Source organism: Streptomyces sp. NPDC002324 (assembly GCF_053593335.1).
Genome location: NZ_JBSFCF010000022.1, coordinates 56,897 through 72,683, shown reverse-complemented (window position 1 = coordinate 72,683; position 15,787 = coordinate 56,897). Strand labels below are relative to the sequence as shown.

Genomic DNA, 15,787 nt, shown 5'->3' with positions numbered 1-15,787 from the left:
TACGGGGTGTCACTTGACGGCGATCGGGTTCACGGGGGAGCCGACGGCTCCGGTGATGGGCAGCGGCGCGGCGGTGAGCCAGAACTCGTACCGTCCGTCGGCCGCGCAGTGGTCGGCGAGGGCGTCGAGGTCCCACATCTCACCGATGAGCAGGCCCATGTTGGGGATGGCGACCTGGTGCAGCGGCTGGAAGGCGTGGTCGAACTCGTTGGGCCGGACCTCGAAGCCCCAGGTGTCGGTGGCGATCCCGGCGATCTCGCCGCGGTGCAGCCAGCCCGCGGTGGTGAAGCTCAGCCCGGGCGAGGCGCCGCCCGCGTACTCGCCCCAGCCCTCGCGCCTGGCGCGGGCCAGCCGTCCGGTGCGGACGAGGACGAGATCGCCGCGGCCGACGGTGACACCGTGCGCCCCGGCGGTGGCGACCAGGTGCTCCTCGGTGATGGCGAAGCCGTCGGGCAGTTCGCCGTCCTCGCCGATGACCAGGCCCACATCGAGGAGGACGCCCCGCCCGGCCACGTACGGCGCCATGTGCTCGATGCCGGTGACGAGATCGCCGTCGGAGGTGACGACCTTCTCGGCGGCCCGACCGTTCCACGCCTTGCCATGGTCGAAGATGTGGCCGAGGCCGTCCCACTGCGTGGAGCACTGCAGGGGCATCGCGATCACGTCGTCGGCACCGCCGATGCCGTGCGGGAAGCCCTGGTTGCCCAGGGCGGCGTCGGTGCCCGTGTCGAGCATGGTGTGCACCGGATTCGTACGCCGTCGCCAGCCCCTTTGCGGGCCGTCCATGTCGAACCGCTGGGAGAGAGAGAAGCTGACACCGTCGCGGACGAGCGCAGCGCCCTCGCGGCGTTTCTCGGCGTCCAGGAAGTTGAGCGTGCCGAGGACGTCGTCCTCACCCCAACGGCCCCAGTTGGAGTACGCCTTGGCGGCCTCGGCGATCGCGCTCTCGGCGTCCTTCGCGTCAGGCACAGTCGTGTGGTCGATCACGATGCCTCCCGCGCGACACAGCGGGTGCGCTGGGCGCCGAGCCCCGTGACAGAGCCGTCCATTACATCGCCGTCGCGCAGCAGGCGGCCCCAATGCATGCCGTTTCCGGCGGGGCTGCCGGTCAACACCAGGTCACCGGGCAGGAGTTGGGCGGTCTCGGAGATGTAGGAGACCATCCGCGCCACGCCGAAGATCATGTCCTTGGTGGATTCGTCCTGCATGGTCTCGCCGTTGAGTTTCAGGGTGACGCGCAGGTCGGACGGGTCGGCGACGGACCCGGCCGGGACGATCCAGGGGCCGAGCGGGGTGAAGCCGGGCGCGTTCTTGCAGCGCAGCCAGTCGGTGCCGATGGCGGGCATGTCCCGGCGGAAGACGGTGGACCGGTCGGTGAGGTCGTTGGCGATGGTGTAACCCGCGACGTGTTCCAGCGCCTCCTCCACCGTGACCCGGTGTGTGGGGCGGGAGATCACCGCGGCCAGCTCCAACTCCCAGTCGGGCCTCCCGGCCCAGGAGGGCAGTACGACGTCGTCGTACGGGCCGGTGATCGTCGTCGGCAGTCCGATGAAGACGTACGGGAGGTCCTCGGCGGCCCGTCGGTCCATGATCGCCGCGATCTCCGCGCGGGCCTCCTCGACGGTGCGCGGGTCGTCGGGTGCGCGGTGCGCGACCTCCAGGTCGATGACGTGTTGGCGGTAGTTGGCGCCGGACTGGAAGATCTGCCGGGGCGCGACGGGCGCGTGCACGTTCAGGTCGTCCAAAGACAGCCAGTCACCGGCCGGATCGCCCGCGAGGCCGTGCAGGCGCGGCAGTTCCTCGTCCCAGCGCTCCAGGAGCGCGAGGACGGTCATGCGCAGGTCCAGCACCCTGCCGTCCGGGAGCACCAGCCCCGCGGACGGGCTCCGGCCCGGGGCGGAGAAGGTGCCGAGGGCGAAGGGGCCGGTGAAGAGGGGCGCCGACGTGGCTGGGGGTTTCACGGAGATGTCCTCCCGATTGCGGTGCCACCAATCTGGCGCGTAAGTTGCGATCGGGGAAATCGATTCCTCGGATGATCCACATCCAGGTGGCGAATACCTCGTCTCAGTTCTCCACTCCGCACGGGGGCATCTCGTGAACCTGGCCAGCCTTGACCTGAACCTCGTCGTCGCCCTGCGCGCTCTCCTGGAGGAGCGCAACGTCACCAGAGCCGGCAAACGCATCGGCCTCAGTCAGCCCGCGATGAGCGCCGCCCTGGCACGGCTGCGCCGTCACTTCGACGACGACCTGCTCTCCCGGGTCGGCGGACGCTACGAACTGACCGCTCTCGGCCTGGCCCTCCTCGACCGCACCGCCACCGCCTGCGACCTGCTCGAACGTGTCTTCACCAGCCAGGCCGAGTTCGACCCCGCCCACGAGGAGCACGAGTTCACGCTGATCGCTTCCGACTATGCGGTGGCCGTCTTCGGCGCCGAACTCGCCCGTACGGTGCACGCCGAGGCGCCAGGCATTCGGCTCCGGTTCAAGCAGGCCCCGCCGGACATCACGGAGAACATCACCACGCTGCTCAGCACCGCCGACGGTCTGCTGTTGCCGCACGGCATCATCAGCGACTTCCCCACCGTGGAGCTCTACCGCGATCGCTGGGTCTACCTCGTCGCCGACGACAATCCCGAGGTCGGCGAGCACCTCACCCTCGACGACCTGGCCCGGCTGCCGTGGGTGACGTACCAGCGCACGTACGACGCACCCGCCGCCCGCCAGATCGGCATGCTCGGCATCGAGCCGTGCGTCGAAGTCTCCGTCGACAGCTTCCAGCTGATGCCGCTTCTGGTCGCCGGGACGCGCCGGGTGGCACTCATCCAGGGGCGTCTCGCCGACCGGCTCGACGGACTCGTCCCGGTACGGGTCGTGGAACCGCCCTACGACGCCGTCCCCCTCCGGGAAGCCCTGTGGTGGCACCCGGTCCACACGCACGACGCGGCGCACATGTGGCTGCGGGAGACGGCGGCACGGGTCGCGGAGACCATCCACGGCAAGGATGACCGTGATCCGGTAGATCGATCGGACAGAGGCTAGGCAGGGCGGGGTCCCTCACTCATAGTCGACCGCAGTTCCTCCGCACGCTCCGCTTCCCGGGATGTCTGTTCCCCGGCGGCGTGCCCACCCCTCCCCTCGCCACACGGAGTTCCCGCATGCCCCCTTCCGCGCCATCGCCATCGCCATCGCCCTCGGCATCGTCCACGCCCGCGTACGCGGAACCAGTGCCGCCGCCGCCCGGTGCGGCCCTTCCGACGTCCGGTGCCGCGCACCGACTGCGCGTATCCCTCCTCATGGCCGGCAGCTGTCTACCGATCCTCGGGGCCGTCCTGATCGCCCCCGTGCTGCCCAAGATGCAGGACCACTTCGCCGGCGTGGCCGGCGCGGGCGCCCTGGTCCCGATGGCCCTCACCGTCCCGGCCCTGGCGCTGGGCCTGTTGGCACCCTTCGCGGGCGTCATCGTCGACCGGCTCGGCCGCAAGCGTCTGCTGATCGCCGCGACCGTGCTGTACGCGATCTTCGGCACCGCCCCGCTGTGGCTGGAGTCGCTGGGCGCCATCGTGGCCAGCCGCGCCCTGGTCGGTATCGCCGAGGCCGCCATCATGACCTGCTGCACCACGCTGATCGGTGACTACTACAGCGGTCGGGCACGGGACCGCTACCTCGCCCTCCAGACCATGTGCGCCTCCGCCTCCGCGACCGCCTTCTTCGTCATCGGCGGTGCCGCCGGGTCGGCCGGCTGGCGGACCCCGTTCTGGATCTACGCCGTCAGTCTGCTCATCGCCCCGCTCATGGCCATCGGGCTGCCGAAGCCGACCGCGGCCACCGGCGCCGTGGCCGTGGCCGAGGAGAGCACTGGCACCGGGGTCGCCCCGAAGCGTCCGTTCCCCTTCCGGCAGTTGGCCGGGATCTGCGGGCTCACCGTGTTCGGGGCCCTCGTCTTCTACACCGTCCCGGTGGAGATGTCCTACCTGCTGGACGACCTCGACGTGACGGCGACCAGCGTGATCGGGCTGGCCACAGCCATCGCCAGCGCCGCCACCGTGGCCGGCGCGATCACCTTCGCGAAGCTGCGCGGAGCCCCGGGGCCCCGGCTGCCACTCGTCCTCGCCCTGTGCGCGGCCGGGTTCGCGGTGATGTGGCTCGCGGACAGCGCGCCGATGCTGATCGTCGGCGCCGTACTCAACTGCCTCGGCACCGGTCTCCTGCTGCCCTCCCTGCTCACCATCGCCATGTCCAAGCTGGACTTCGCCGACCGCGGCCGGGGCACCGGCCTGTGGACCGCGTCCTTTTTCATCGGCCAGTTCATCTGCCCCCTGGTGCTGATCGCGGCCGAGTCCGCCCTCGGCACCCTGGCCGCCGCCGTGGGCCTGCTCGGCCTCGCCTCGGCCGTCGTGGCGGCAGGCCTCTTCCTGACGGCCCGGCGCAGGGCCGCGGCCGTCGCACCGTCGCCCCAGTAGGACGGGCCGCCCGCGTCGGGCGAGTCGAGGTGGCGCTGTCCGGTAGCCGAGGCGTTCCGCACACCGGATTCCACCTTCCTGGGGCGACCGTCCTCGTCGTCGGTGAGCTCGATCGAGTGACCGGACGAGAGGATCATGTGGCTCAGCGACATGCCAACGCCCTATGTACTCGATTCACTTCCGACTCACTCCCGAATCGCTTCCGAATCACGCCCGAGAAATGGGCGATCGTCGGCGACATGAAGGGGAAGCGCATCCGCACGCACCGCCGCCGCCCAGGATCGATGTTCTTCCAGAGCAGTCCGCTTCTGCCGCGTATGCGACGACACCATGCGTATGAAGGGCCGGGACATGACGATGCCTCAGTAGGCTGGTGCGCCGAACAAAGGAGCACTGCGCATGAGCCATCGCCTGAAGGCGATCACCCGCGAGGAGCATCTGGCCTTCGTCATGGCCCGGCCTTCGGTGAGTCACATGCAGGTTCCCTCGTGGGGTGATGTGAAGCCGGACTGGCGGGCGGAGAGCCTGGGCTGGTTCGACGAGGACGGCCGTCTCGTCGGGGCAGGGCTGGTGCTGCTGCGGCCGTTGCCGAAACTGAGGCGGTACCTCGCCTATCTGCCCGAGGGGCCGGTCATCGACTGGGCTGCGGCAGATCTGGAGCGGTGGCTCGCTCCGATGCTCGCGTACTTGAAGAAGCAGGGCGCGTTCTCGGTGAAGATGGGGCCGCCCGTCGTCGCCCGCCGCTGGAGCGCCGACGCGGTCAAGGCCGCGATCGCCGACCCGCAGGCCCGGCAGCTGCGGGACGTCGAGGCCACCGTCCAGGAGGAGGGTGCCTTCGGCATCGCCGAGCGGCTGCGCCGTATGGGCTGGCAGCAGACCGAGCCCGGTGGCGAGGACGGCTTCGCCGCGGGTCAGCCGCGCTATGTGTTCCAGGTCCCCTTCGCCGGGCGGTCACTGGAGGAGATCCAGCGAGGCTTCAATCAGCAGTGGCGGCGCAACATCAAGAAGGCGGAGAAGGCCGGTGTCAAGGTCGTCCAAGGTGGCTACGAGGACCTGCCTGCCTTCTACGACATCTACGTCGAGACCGCTGAGCGGGACCGGTTCATCCCGCGCCCCCTGGCCTACTTCCAGCGGATGTGGACCGCGCTGCGGGCCGAGGACGACAACCGGATGCGCCTCTACCTCGCCCATCACGACGGCGAGGTGCTCGCGGCCGCCACGATGCTGACCGTCGGCGAGCACGTCTGGTACTCCTACGGTGCCTCCACCAACCGTAAGCGGGAGGTCCAGCCGAACAACGCCATCCAGTGGCGGATGATGACCGACGCTCACGCACTGGGAGCCAGTGTCTACGACTTCCGCGGCATCACCGACACCCTGGAAGAGGACAACCATCTCCTGGGGCTGCTCCGCTTCAAAGCCGGCGCCGGCGGCCAGGCCGTCGAATACCTCGGCGAGTGGGACTACCCCCTCAGCAAGGTCCTGCACAAGGCCCTGGAGCTCTACATGTCCCGCCGCTGAGACGACACCGGCCTCGCGGCAGACTCGCCGCACTCGCCAGTGAGGTACGAGGTGACCGGCTCCGACGGAACGAAGCGCACCTGGAAGGTCGCGGCGCGAGTCCTGAGGAGCCCGGCCCTTCCGGGGCTGCTGGTGGCCACCGGGCGCAGGACGCGGGCCATCGTCTGAGCGGGCGGCGTGGCGGGGCGTGCCGCGGCCCGCGTGAGGAAGATGCGCCGGGTCGGGGCCGGGACATCGGAGGCGAACGGCCGGAGGGCGCGACGATCGGACGGTGGCGCTGACGCAATGGGGGGCCGCCTCGGTCTGGGTGATGACGGCCGTGGTGGCATGCGGTCACCCGGACACGGCAGCGGGCAAAGCCTCACCGAGCGACTCCCACGATTCCGGCACCTACACCTCCGCGCTGCGCAAGAGCGACCTCCCGTGGAGCGGCGGCGGTCGCAGTCCGTACAACGCCGAGGTCGAACTCGACGACGGTCGCCGGGTGGCCATGTACTACCGCCGGGGCGAGGGGCTCGTCGAGCAGCACTACAGCCCCCGGGCGAAGGCCTGGACCGAGCCGGTAATCATCCACCGCACCGAGACCGACGCGTGCCAGGGCATCGAGCTGAGGGCGAACGGTGGAACCGTAGCGGCGATCGCGGACTTCGGGCCGTACTGCAATGACGGCGAGCCCCCGAACGAGTCCGTCGCAGCGGTCGGTACCGACAGCCTGACCAAGTGGGACATCGACGTCACGAAGGACTTCGACGGCTGGGAACGGGCCTCCGTCTCCAAGGACGGACGTGCGGTCGACTTCAGCCGGGACGACACCCTCCACTGGACCCGTGCCGACGGCTTCGAGCGTTGACCGAGAGATGAAGTTCCGGGACGCGGGAAACCGTAGGTAGGAGCCCTACCCGGTCCGACCACGCCCCGCATCCGGACACGGGGCGTCTGCGCCAGGGCACCACAGATCGATACGCGCCATCGCGATGTCCCGGTGACAACGACCTGATCCGTTACAGCCTGATCGCCCGCACCGCCGGGGCCGAACGCGAAGAGGGGTCGGTGAGGCCGAGGGACTCAGGGCGGAGGCTCACACTGCTGTCGACCCACGTAGGCTCAACCTTGTTGAGACACGAGGGATTTGGGGAGGCGGGGGCGTGGGGCGTGACGGGCTGATCCGGGCGTTGCCGGAGTTGCTGAGGGAGCACGCGGAGTCGGCGGGGGAGCGGGTCGCGTACTCCGACCCGTCGCGCAGCGTCACCTATGCCGAGCTGGAGCGGCGTATCCGTTCGCTGGCCGGGCACCTCAACCGGGCGGGTCTGCGCCTCGGCGACCGCGTCGCCATCTGTCTCGGCAACCGGGTGGAGACGGTGGAGAGTTGCCTCGCCGTCCTGCGCGCCGGGATGGTCGGTGTCCTGCTCAACCCGCGCTCCTCCGACGCCGAGCTGGCCCACTTCCTCCAGGACAGTGGCGCCGCCTTCGTCATCACGGACGTCGCGCACCTCGCACAACTGGCGCGCCTGGGGCCGCCGTACGACCGGCTGGGCGTCCTGATCACGGAGTCGGGCCCGGGCCCGACTCCGGGCGGCGTACCGCTTTTCCGCGACGCCGCCGAGAGCGGCGAGAGCGGCGAGGACGCGGAGATCGACCTGCTCGGCCTCGACGATCCGGCCTGGATGCTCTACACCTCCGGCACCACGCACCGGCCCAAGGGCGTGCTGTCGACGCAGCGGGCGGCGTTGTGGTCCGTGGCTGCCTGCTATGCCCCGATCTTCGGTCTCTCCCCTGACGACCGGCTGCTCTGGCCGTTGCCGCTGTTCCACAGCTTCGGTCACTCGCTGGCGATCCTGGGTGTGACGGCCGTGGGTGCGACCGCCCGGATCGCCGGTGAGCTGTCGGCGCCGGGCGGTCTGCGGCAGGAACTGCTCACGGCGCGCGAGGAGCTCGGCGGGCCCATCACCATGCTGGCCGGCGTACCGGCGACGTATCACCGGCTCGTCGACTCCGTCGGTGAGGTCCCGCACGCGCTACGGATGTGTGTCGTGGCCGGCGCGCCGAGCGGTCCCGCACTGCGCGCGGCCGTGGAGGAGACGCTGGGCGCGCCGCTGCTCGACGCCTACGGCAGTACCGAGACCTGCGGCATGATCGCGGTGAACCGTCCGGAAGGGCCCAGGGTCGAGGGTTCCTGCGGGCCGCCCGTACCGGGCATGGACGTGCGTGTCGTCGACCCGGGCAGCGGTGCGGATGTTCCGGACGGGGCCGAGGGAGAGGTCTGGGTACGGGGGCCGAGTCTGATGGCCGGGTACCACGGGCAGCCCGAGGCGACTGCCGCCGCGCTGAGGGACGGCTGGTACCGCAGCGGCGACCTCGGCCGCCGTGTCGAGCACGGCCACCTCAGGCTCACCGGCAGGGTCAGCGAGCTGATCATCCGTGGCGGAGAGAACATCCACCCGACGGAGATCGAGCAGGCGCTCCTGCGGTGTCCCGGCGTCTTGGACGCCGTGGCCGTGGGTGTGCCGCACGAGGTGCTCGGCGAGGTGCCGGTCGCCTTCGTCGTACCGGGCCCGGACGGGGTCGACACACGGCGGGTGCTCGCCGAATGCCGGACCCTGCTCGCCGACTACAAAGTGCCGACCAGCATCCGCGAGATCCCCGCCGTCCCGCGCACCGCCTCCGGGAAGATCGCCCGGCACCGGCTGCGCGACCTGCACGACCTGCGCGAACTGGCCGCCACCGCCCCGCCGTCGGCGACTCCGGCAACCTCGATCGCGGACTTCGCGGTCGAGGCCGAGGGCACGCATGCCGCCCACGGTGCCCAAGCCGCTCGTGCCGCCCGCCGCACGCGCGCCGCCCTGCGCGAGCGACTGAGTCCTCTCCCACGCGAGGCCCAGGAGCGCGCGCTCCGTGCGGCGGTGCTCACCGAGACCGCCGAGATCTGCCGGCACACGCCGGACGATCCGTCCGCTGCGGACCGCCCGTTCGCCGATCTGGGTATGACGTCCGCCGGCGCGGTCGAACTGCTGGACCGGCTGGACGCCCTCACCGGGCTCAGCCTGCCGACGACGCTGGTCTTCGACCGCCCGACGCCGACCGACGTGGCACGGTATCTGCGCGACGCGCTGTTCGGGGACGAGCCCGGGAGCCACCCCCTGCCGGACGCCGCACAGGACCGGTCGTCCGAGGACGATCCCGTCGTGATCGTCGCCATGGGCTGTCGCTATCCCGGCGACGTCACCTCCCCTGACGACCTCTGGGACTTGGTGGCGCGGGGCGACGACGCCATCTCGGGGTTCCCCGCCGACCGGGGCTGGGACCTCGACGCCCTGTACGACCCCGATCCCGACCGGATCGGAACGACGTACACGCGACACGGCGGATTCCTGCACCACGCCGCCGAGTTCGATGCCGGGCTGTTCGGGATCGCGCCCCGCGAGGCGCTCGCGATGGACCCGCAGCAGCGGCTGCTCCTGGAGACCTCCTGGGAGGTGTGGGAGCGGGCCGGTATCGATCCTGCGTCGCTGCGGGAGAGCGAGACGGGGGTGTTCGTCGGTGTGATGCACGGCGACTACGCCGGCCGCTTCACCCGCCACCACGAGCTGGAGGCGCACCTGGGCCTGGGCTCGACGGGCAGCGTGGCCTCCGGCCGGATCTCGTACACCTACGGTCTGCGCGGGCCCGCGATCACCATCGACACCGCCTGCTCGTCCTCACTGGTGGCACTGCACTGGGCGGCGAGGGCGCTGCGCTCGGGCGAGTGCTCGCTGGCGCTGGCCGGCGGGGTCACGGTGATGTCGACGCCCAAGCCGTTCCTCGCCTTCAGCCGGCAGCGCGGGCTGTCCCCGGAGGGGCGTTGCAAGTCGTTCGCGGCGCAGGCCGACGGGACGGCCTGGGGCGAGGGCGTGGGCCTCGTCCTCCTGGAGCGGTTGTCCGACGCACGCCGCCACGGCCATCCGGTCCTGGCCGTGCTCCGGGGCTCCGCCGTCAACTCCGACGGCCCCTCCAACGGGCTCACCGCGCCCCACGGCCCCGCACAGCGACGTCTGATCACGCGCGCGCTGACGGACGCGGGGCTGCGCGCCGCCGACGTGGACGCGGTGGAGGCCCACGGCACCGGCACCAGGCTGGGCGACCCCATCGAGGCGCAGGCACTCCTGGCCACGTACGGACAGGACCGCGAGCAGCCCCTGTGGCTGGGCTCGCTCAAGTCCAACCTCGGGCACACCCAGGCGGCAGCCGGAGTCGCCGGCGTCATCAAGATGGTGCAGGCCATGCGGCACGGGGACCTGCCGAGAACCCTGCACGCCGACTCGCCCACACCGCACGTCGACTGGTCCTCGGGCCGAGTGCGGTTGCTGACCGCCGCCCGGCCCTGGCCGGCCTCGGACCGGCCGAGGCGCGCGGGGGTCTCGGCCTTCGGGATCGGCGGGACCAACGCGCACGTGATCTTGGAGGAGGCGCCGGAGAGCGACACGGCGACGCACCGGGAGACGGCTGTCGCGCCGCCGGTTCCGTGGCTGCTCTCCGCCGCCGACGGCACCGCCCTGCGTGCCCAGGCCCGACGGCTCGCGGCCCACGTGGCGGCCCGGCGGGGCCTGTCGCACGGCGACATCGGCTATTCGCTGGCGGTCGGTCGGGGGGCCCTCGCGCACCGGGCGGCCGTGCCGACCGGTGATCCGGCCCGGATCGCGGACGCGCTGCACGCCCTCGCGGAGGGCCGGGGTGCGCCGGGGGTCGTGCGAGGGGTGGCGGACTCGCAGACGCGTACGGCCTTCCTGTTCACCGGACAGGGCGCCCAGCGCCCGGGCATGGGCATGGAACTGCGTGCCGCCTTCCCCGTCTTCGCCGAGGCTTTCGACGAGGTCTGCCGGCATCTGGACGACCGTCTCCCGCAGCCGCTCAGCACGGTGCTGTCCGCCGAGCCCGGCTCAGCGTCGGCGGCTCTGATGGACCGCACGGACTTCGCACAAGCCGGACTGTTCGCCTTCGAAGTGGCACTGTTCCGGCTGCTGGAGTCGTGGGGCGTTCGAGCCGACCGCCTCGTGGGCCACTCCGTCGGCGAGCTGGCGGCCGCGCACGTCGCCGGCGTCCTCGATCTGGCCGACGCGGCGACCCTCGTCGCCGCTCGCGGCCGGCTGATGCAGGCGTTGCCCGAGGGCGGCGCGATGGTGGCTCTGGACGCGACCGAGGAGGAGGCCCTCGCGGCCCTGTCCACTTCCGGGGCACGCGCGGCGATCGCCTCCGCCCATGAGCCGCCCTCGGCGGCGATCGCGGCCGTCAACGGGCCACGTTCGGTGGTGATCTCGGGCGCGGAGGATGCCGTGCTCGCCGTCGTGGCCGGCTTCGAGGCGCGCGGACGCAGAGCCGTACGGCTACGTGTGAGTCACGCCTTCCACTCACCCCTGGTGGAACCCATGCTCGACGAATTCCTGCACGTGGCACGGCAGTTGACTTTCCACCAGCCGCGCATCCCGATCGTCTCCACGGTGACGGGACGGCTCGCCGAGGGCGCTGACCTGTGCTCGCCCGAGTACTGGGCACGGCACGCCCGGCAGCCCGTGCGCTTCGCCGACGCCGTGCGCCGACTCGCGGACGACGGAATCTCCGCCTACCTGGAACTCGGTCCGGGGCCGATCCTCATCGCGGCGACAGCCGATGCTCTGGCCGACTCGTCCGCCACCGCCACCGCCACCGCCACCGCCACCGCCACCGCCACCGCCACCGCCACCGCCACCGCCACCGCTGACCCCACCTCCATCTCCACCTCCGGCACCGTCCTCGCCGTGGCGACCCGTGACGGGGAACACGAACCGGAGACCCTCCTCTCCGCCATTGCCCGACTGCATGTCACCGGCGCCCCGGTCGACTGGGCGGTGGTGTACGCCGGCTCCGGCGCACGACGCGTCGACCTGCCGACGTACGCCTTCCAACGGCAGCGGTACTGGCTGGACGCGCCGCATCCGACGGAGGCCGACCCCCAGACACTCCTGGGGCCGGCTTTCCCCGTACCGGACACCGAACGGACCGTGCTGAGCGGGCTGTTGTCCCTCGCGACCCACCCGTGGCTCGCGGACCATGTGATCGCCGGCAGGGTGCTCGTGCCGGCGACGGTCTTCGTGGAGATGGCCGTACGGGCGGGTGACGAGACGGGCTGCGGTGCGGTCGAGGACCTCGTGATGCTGTCACCGCTCGCCCTGCCCGAGTCTGCGGGGGCGCGCGTCCAGGTCGTGGTCGGTGCGCCGGACGACGCGGGCCGACGGCCGGTCGACATCTACTCCCGACCGGAGCGGTCCGCCGAGGACGCCCCTTGGGTGAGGCACGTCTCCGGGCGGCTGGGGCGGGTCGGGGCCGTGCGGGACGAGCTCACCCCATGGCCGCCGCAAGATGCCGAGGCGCTGGATCTCACCGGAGCGTATGCCGCCCTCGCCGACGCCGGGCTCGCCTACGGTCCCGCCTTCCGTGGGGTCGGTGCCCTCTGGCGGCGCGACGACGACGTCTTCGCGGAGGTCCGGCTACCGGTGTCGCATGCCTCGGAAGCGGGCCTCTTCGGGCTCCACCCGGCACTGCTCGACGCGGCGTCGCACGCACCGCTGCTCGCCGCGCCCACCGACACGAGCACGGTCCGGGTGCCGTTCGCCTGGAGCGGAGTGAGCCTCCACGCCATCGGGGCGACGGACGTGCGGGTCCGGGTGCGGAAGACAGGAACACACACGGTCTCGCTCACCCTCACTGACCCGGCCGGCCGACTCGTGGCACATGTGGACTCCCTCGCCACCAGGGAACTCCCGGCCCATCAGGCGGACATGACGGACGACCTCACCCGAAGGGCTCTGCTGCGCCCGGACTGGGTCGCTCTCGAACGCCCCGGCGACACAGACACGGACACGGACACAGACACTGACACGGACACCGATGGGCAAACGTGGAGGGTGACAGGGCCGGACCCCCTGAACCTCACCGCATTCCTGCCTGCCGCCCCGAGTCGGGAGACCGCCGCCCCGCAGGGCAGAGCGCGTACACCTGCCACAGCCTTTACGGCGATCACGGCGATCACAGCGCTCGACCGTACGGCCGACCCCGATCCCTCGGCCACCGTGCACGAGCTGACCAGCAGGGTGCTCCACACGCTTCAGTCCTGGCAGGACGATCCGGACTCGGCGGGCTCACGACTGGTCGTGGTGACCAGGGATGCCACCGCGCCGATGCCGGATCTGGCGGGCGCGGCGGTCTGGGGACTGGTGCGTGCGGCGCAGTCGGAGCTGCCCGGCCGTGTGGTCGTGGTGGATGTCGACGAACGCCCCGAGTCGCTGCGGGTTCTGGCCGCGGCGGTCGCGAGCGGCGAGCCGCAACTGCGTGTGCGGGACGGCCGGGTGTCGGTTCCGCGACTGGTTCCGGCCCATGATGTCGCGGCCGCTCCGAAGGCCGAGATACCTGACTTCGGCGCCGACGGCACGGTGCTGATCACCGGCGGCACCGGTGCGCTGGGCGCGGAACTCGCCCGTCATCTGCTCACCGAACACGGCGTACGACACCTCCTGCTGACCGGCCGCCGAGGGCCCCGGGCGCCGGGAGCCGATGAACTACGACGCGAACTGGAGGAGCTGGGGGCACGCGTGACCGTGGTCGCCTGCGACGCGGCCGACCGGGACGCGCTGGCCGAGGTGATCAAGCACTGTGATCCGCCGCTGACCGCCGTCGTGCACGCCGCCGGGATCCTCGACGACGGTGTGCTGGACTCGCTGACCCCCGAGCGGATGGCGGCCGTGCTGCGGCCCAAGGCCGACGCGGCCTGGCATCTGCACGAACTGACCCGGGACATGCCCCTCTCGGCGTTCGTCCTGTTCTCCTCCGTCTCCGGCCTGCTGGGCCGGGCGGGCCAGGGCAACTACGCGGCCGCGAACGCGTTCCTCGACGCCCTCGCCCGCCGTCGCACGGCCGACGGGCTGCCGGCGCTCTCGCTGGGGTGGGGCCCGTGGGAGCACGCCGACGGCATGGCGGCGGGCGGACCCCCACGGGGCGCACGCCCCGCGATGCCGGCCGACGTGTTCGTGCCGCTGACCACACAGCAGGGCCTGGCCCTGTTCGACGCCGCGCTGCGCTCGACGGAGCCGGTACTGGCGCCGATGCTGCTCGACCGGGACGCGCTCCGTTCCGGCGCGCGACACCTGCCTCCGCCGCTCAGCGGACTCGTGCGCCACGGTCGGCCGACCGCCGCGACGCCGTCCGGCTCGCTTGCCGGCTCGGAGGAGACGCCGGAACCGGGGGCCTGGAGGAAGCCGCTGGATCGACTGCCGACGGGGGAGCGCGAGGCGGCGCTCGTACGACTGCTGCGCGCTGCCGTGGCCGCCGTACTCGGATACCCCCACGCCGACGCGCTCCCGGCCGGCCGGACCCTCACAGAGCTGGGTTTCGACTCCCTCACCGCCGTGCAGATCCGCAACCGGCTGAGCCTGGCGCTCGAACTCCAGCTGTCGGCGGCCGTGGTCTTCGAGTACCGCACGACCGAGGACCTGGCACGCCATCTCCTCGATCTGCTGTACAGCGAATCCGCCACCTCGGACACGAGCGCCGACGGCACGAGCACCGAAGCGGCCACCCCGGGCACGAGCGGCGACGGCACGAGCACCGAACGGGCCACCCCGGCCACGAGCGCCGAACCGGCCACTCTGCGCCCGACCGGCGAACCGGCAGCCCTTGAGACTCCTGGGACGCCGGGGACGGACCCCGACCGGGCCGCCCCGGGGCGCACAGGGACCGAACGGCCCGCGTACACCCTCTCCTCGCTGTTCCGGACGGTCAGCGCCGCGGGACAACCGGTGGCGGCGATGCACCTGCTCGTCACCGCGTCCTGGGCGCTGCCCACCTTCACAGCCGCCCGAGGCAGCGAGCACGCACTGCCCCCGATCCGCCGTTCCCACGGCCGCCCCGGCTCCGGCAGGCCGACCCTCGTCTACATCCCGGCCTACCACCCCTCGGTCGCGTCGGACGGCGGAGACTTCCCTCGCTTCCACCGGGCCTTCCAGGAGGGCCCGGATGCCCTGGACGTCCTGGAGTTCCCGCACCCCGGAATCGGCGCCGGTGCCGCCGTACCGGAGGACCGTGCCGCGCTGGCCCGCGCGCTGGCCGAGAGCGTGCTACGGCACGTCGGGGCCGGTCCCTTCGTGATCGTGGGGCGCTCGGCGGGTGGCAACGTGGCGCACGTGATCGCCCACCGGCTGGAGGGCATGGGCCGGGCGGCGGCCGGTCTGGTGCTGCTGGACACCTACCACATCACCCCGGACAACAGCGGCAAGGAGTGGCTGCTGTCGCTGGCCGCCCCACCTCCGCAGGCCATCGGGCGGCCCGTCGTCCCCGGCGACGACGACACCGCCCTGGCCGCCGTGGGCGCCTACAACCGGATCTTCCTCGGCTGGGACCCCGAGCCGCTGACCACGCCCACACTCCTCGTCCGCGCGCTGCGGCCCACCACCGCGATGGCGGCCGCGGACCAGGACGACTGGCGGACGTCGTGGCCGTCGGCCCACGACGTCGTGGTCGTCCCCGGCGACCATCTGACGATGATGCGTGAGGACGCGCAGACGACCACGTCCGCGATCCGGACATGGATCGACGCGCGAACGAAGCAGCAGGAGGGGTGACACGTCAGGCCCCCTGCAATCGGCATGGCACCAGCCGGGAAGGCGGTGTCGGCGGCCGCTCTGTCCGCCGGGCACCGCCCCCCACCGTCCAGCCATGGCGTGCGGTGCCCCACGGGCAGAGGTATGACTGACACGTGGCCCGGCGGAACAGGCCCAGGCACTTTCCTGCGCTGCCGCCGGAAG

7 protein-coding genes are annotated in these 15,787 nt (G+C 71.8%); 5 read left to right on the top strand and 2 right to left on the bottom strand.

Annotated features, from left to right (window positions below):
- Nucleotides 1-9: 9 nt before the first annotated feature.
- Nucleotides 10-987 (bottom strand): cyclase family protein, encoded by a 978-nt coding sequence (locus tag ACWCRJ_RS26390; protein WP_450941622.1) that lies wholly within the window; start codon nt 985-987, stop codon nt 10-12.
- Nucleotides 984-1,961, bottom strand: a complete 978-nt coding sequence (locus ACWCRJ_RS26385; protein WP_450941621.1) for a fumarylacetoacetate hydrolase family protein — start codon at nt 1,959-1,961, stop codon at nt 984-986. The genes ACWCRJ_RS26390 and ACWCRJ_RS26385 overlap by 4 nt, the downstream gene beginning before the upstream one ends.
- Nucleotides 1,962-2,094: 133 nt before the next feature.
- Between ACWCRJ_RS26385 and ACWCRJ_RS26380 the strand changes: the two genes are divergently transcribed.
- From ACWCRJ_RS26380 to ACWCRJ_RS26360, 5 genes are all read left to right on the top strand, one after another.
- Nucleotides 2,095-3,039, top strand: a complete 945-nt coding sequence (locus ACWCRJ_RS26380; RefSeq protein ID WP_450941620.1) for a LysR family transcriptional regulator — start codon at nt 2,095-2,097, stop codon at nt 3,037-3,039.
- Between the two features lie 116 nt (nt 3,040-3,155).
- Nucleotides 3,156-4,460 (top strand): MFS transporter, encoded by a 1,305-nt coding sequence (locus ACWCRJ_RS26375; protein ID WP_450941619.1) that lies wholly within the window; start codon nt 3,156-3,158, stop codon nt 4,458-4,460.
- A 399-nt stretch (nt 4,461-4,859) separates the two neighbouring features.
- The gene (locus ACWCRJ_RS26370) at nt 4,860-5,981 is read left to right on the top strand and encodes a lipid II:glycine glycyltransferase FemX (RefSeq protein ID WP_450941618.1); all 1,122 of its coding nucleotides are present in this window, start codon (nt 4,860-4,862) and stop codon (nt 5,979-5,981) included.
- 271 nt (nt 5,982-6,252) lie between these two features.
- Entirely contained in the window at nt 6,253-6,831 is a 579-nt protein-coding gene (locus ACWCRJ_RS26365; protein ID WP_450941617.1) for a hypothetical protein, read from the top strand.
- Nucleotides 6,832-7,126: 295 nt separating this feature from the next.
- Nucleotides 7,127-15,604: a type I polyketide synthase gene (locus tag ACWCRJ_RS26360; RefSeq protein WP_450941616.1), complete on the top strand. Its 8,478-nt coding sequence runs from the start codon at nt 7,127-7,129 to the stop codon at nt 15,602-15,604.
- Nucleotides 15,605-15,787: the final 183 nt, after the last annotated feature.

Bases quoted from the DNA above. Each gene is read 5' to 3' on its own strand.
- ACWCRJ_RS26375 (WP_450941619.1), top strand. From the start codon at position 3,156: ATGCCCCCTTCCGCGCCATCGCCATCGCCATCGCCCTCGGCATCGTCC.
- ACWCRJ_RS26370 (WP_450941618.1), top strand. From the start codon at position 4,860: ATGAGCCATCGCCTGAAGGCGATCACCCGCGAGGAGCATCTGGCCTTC.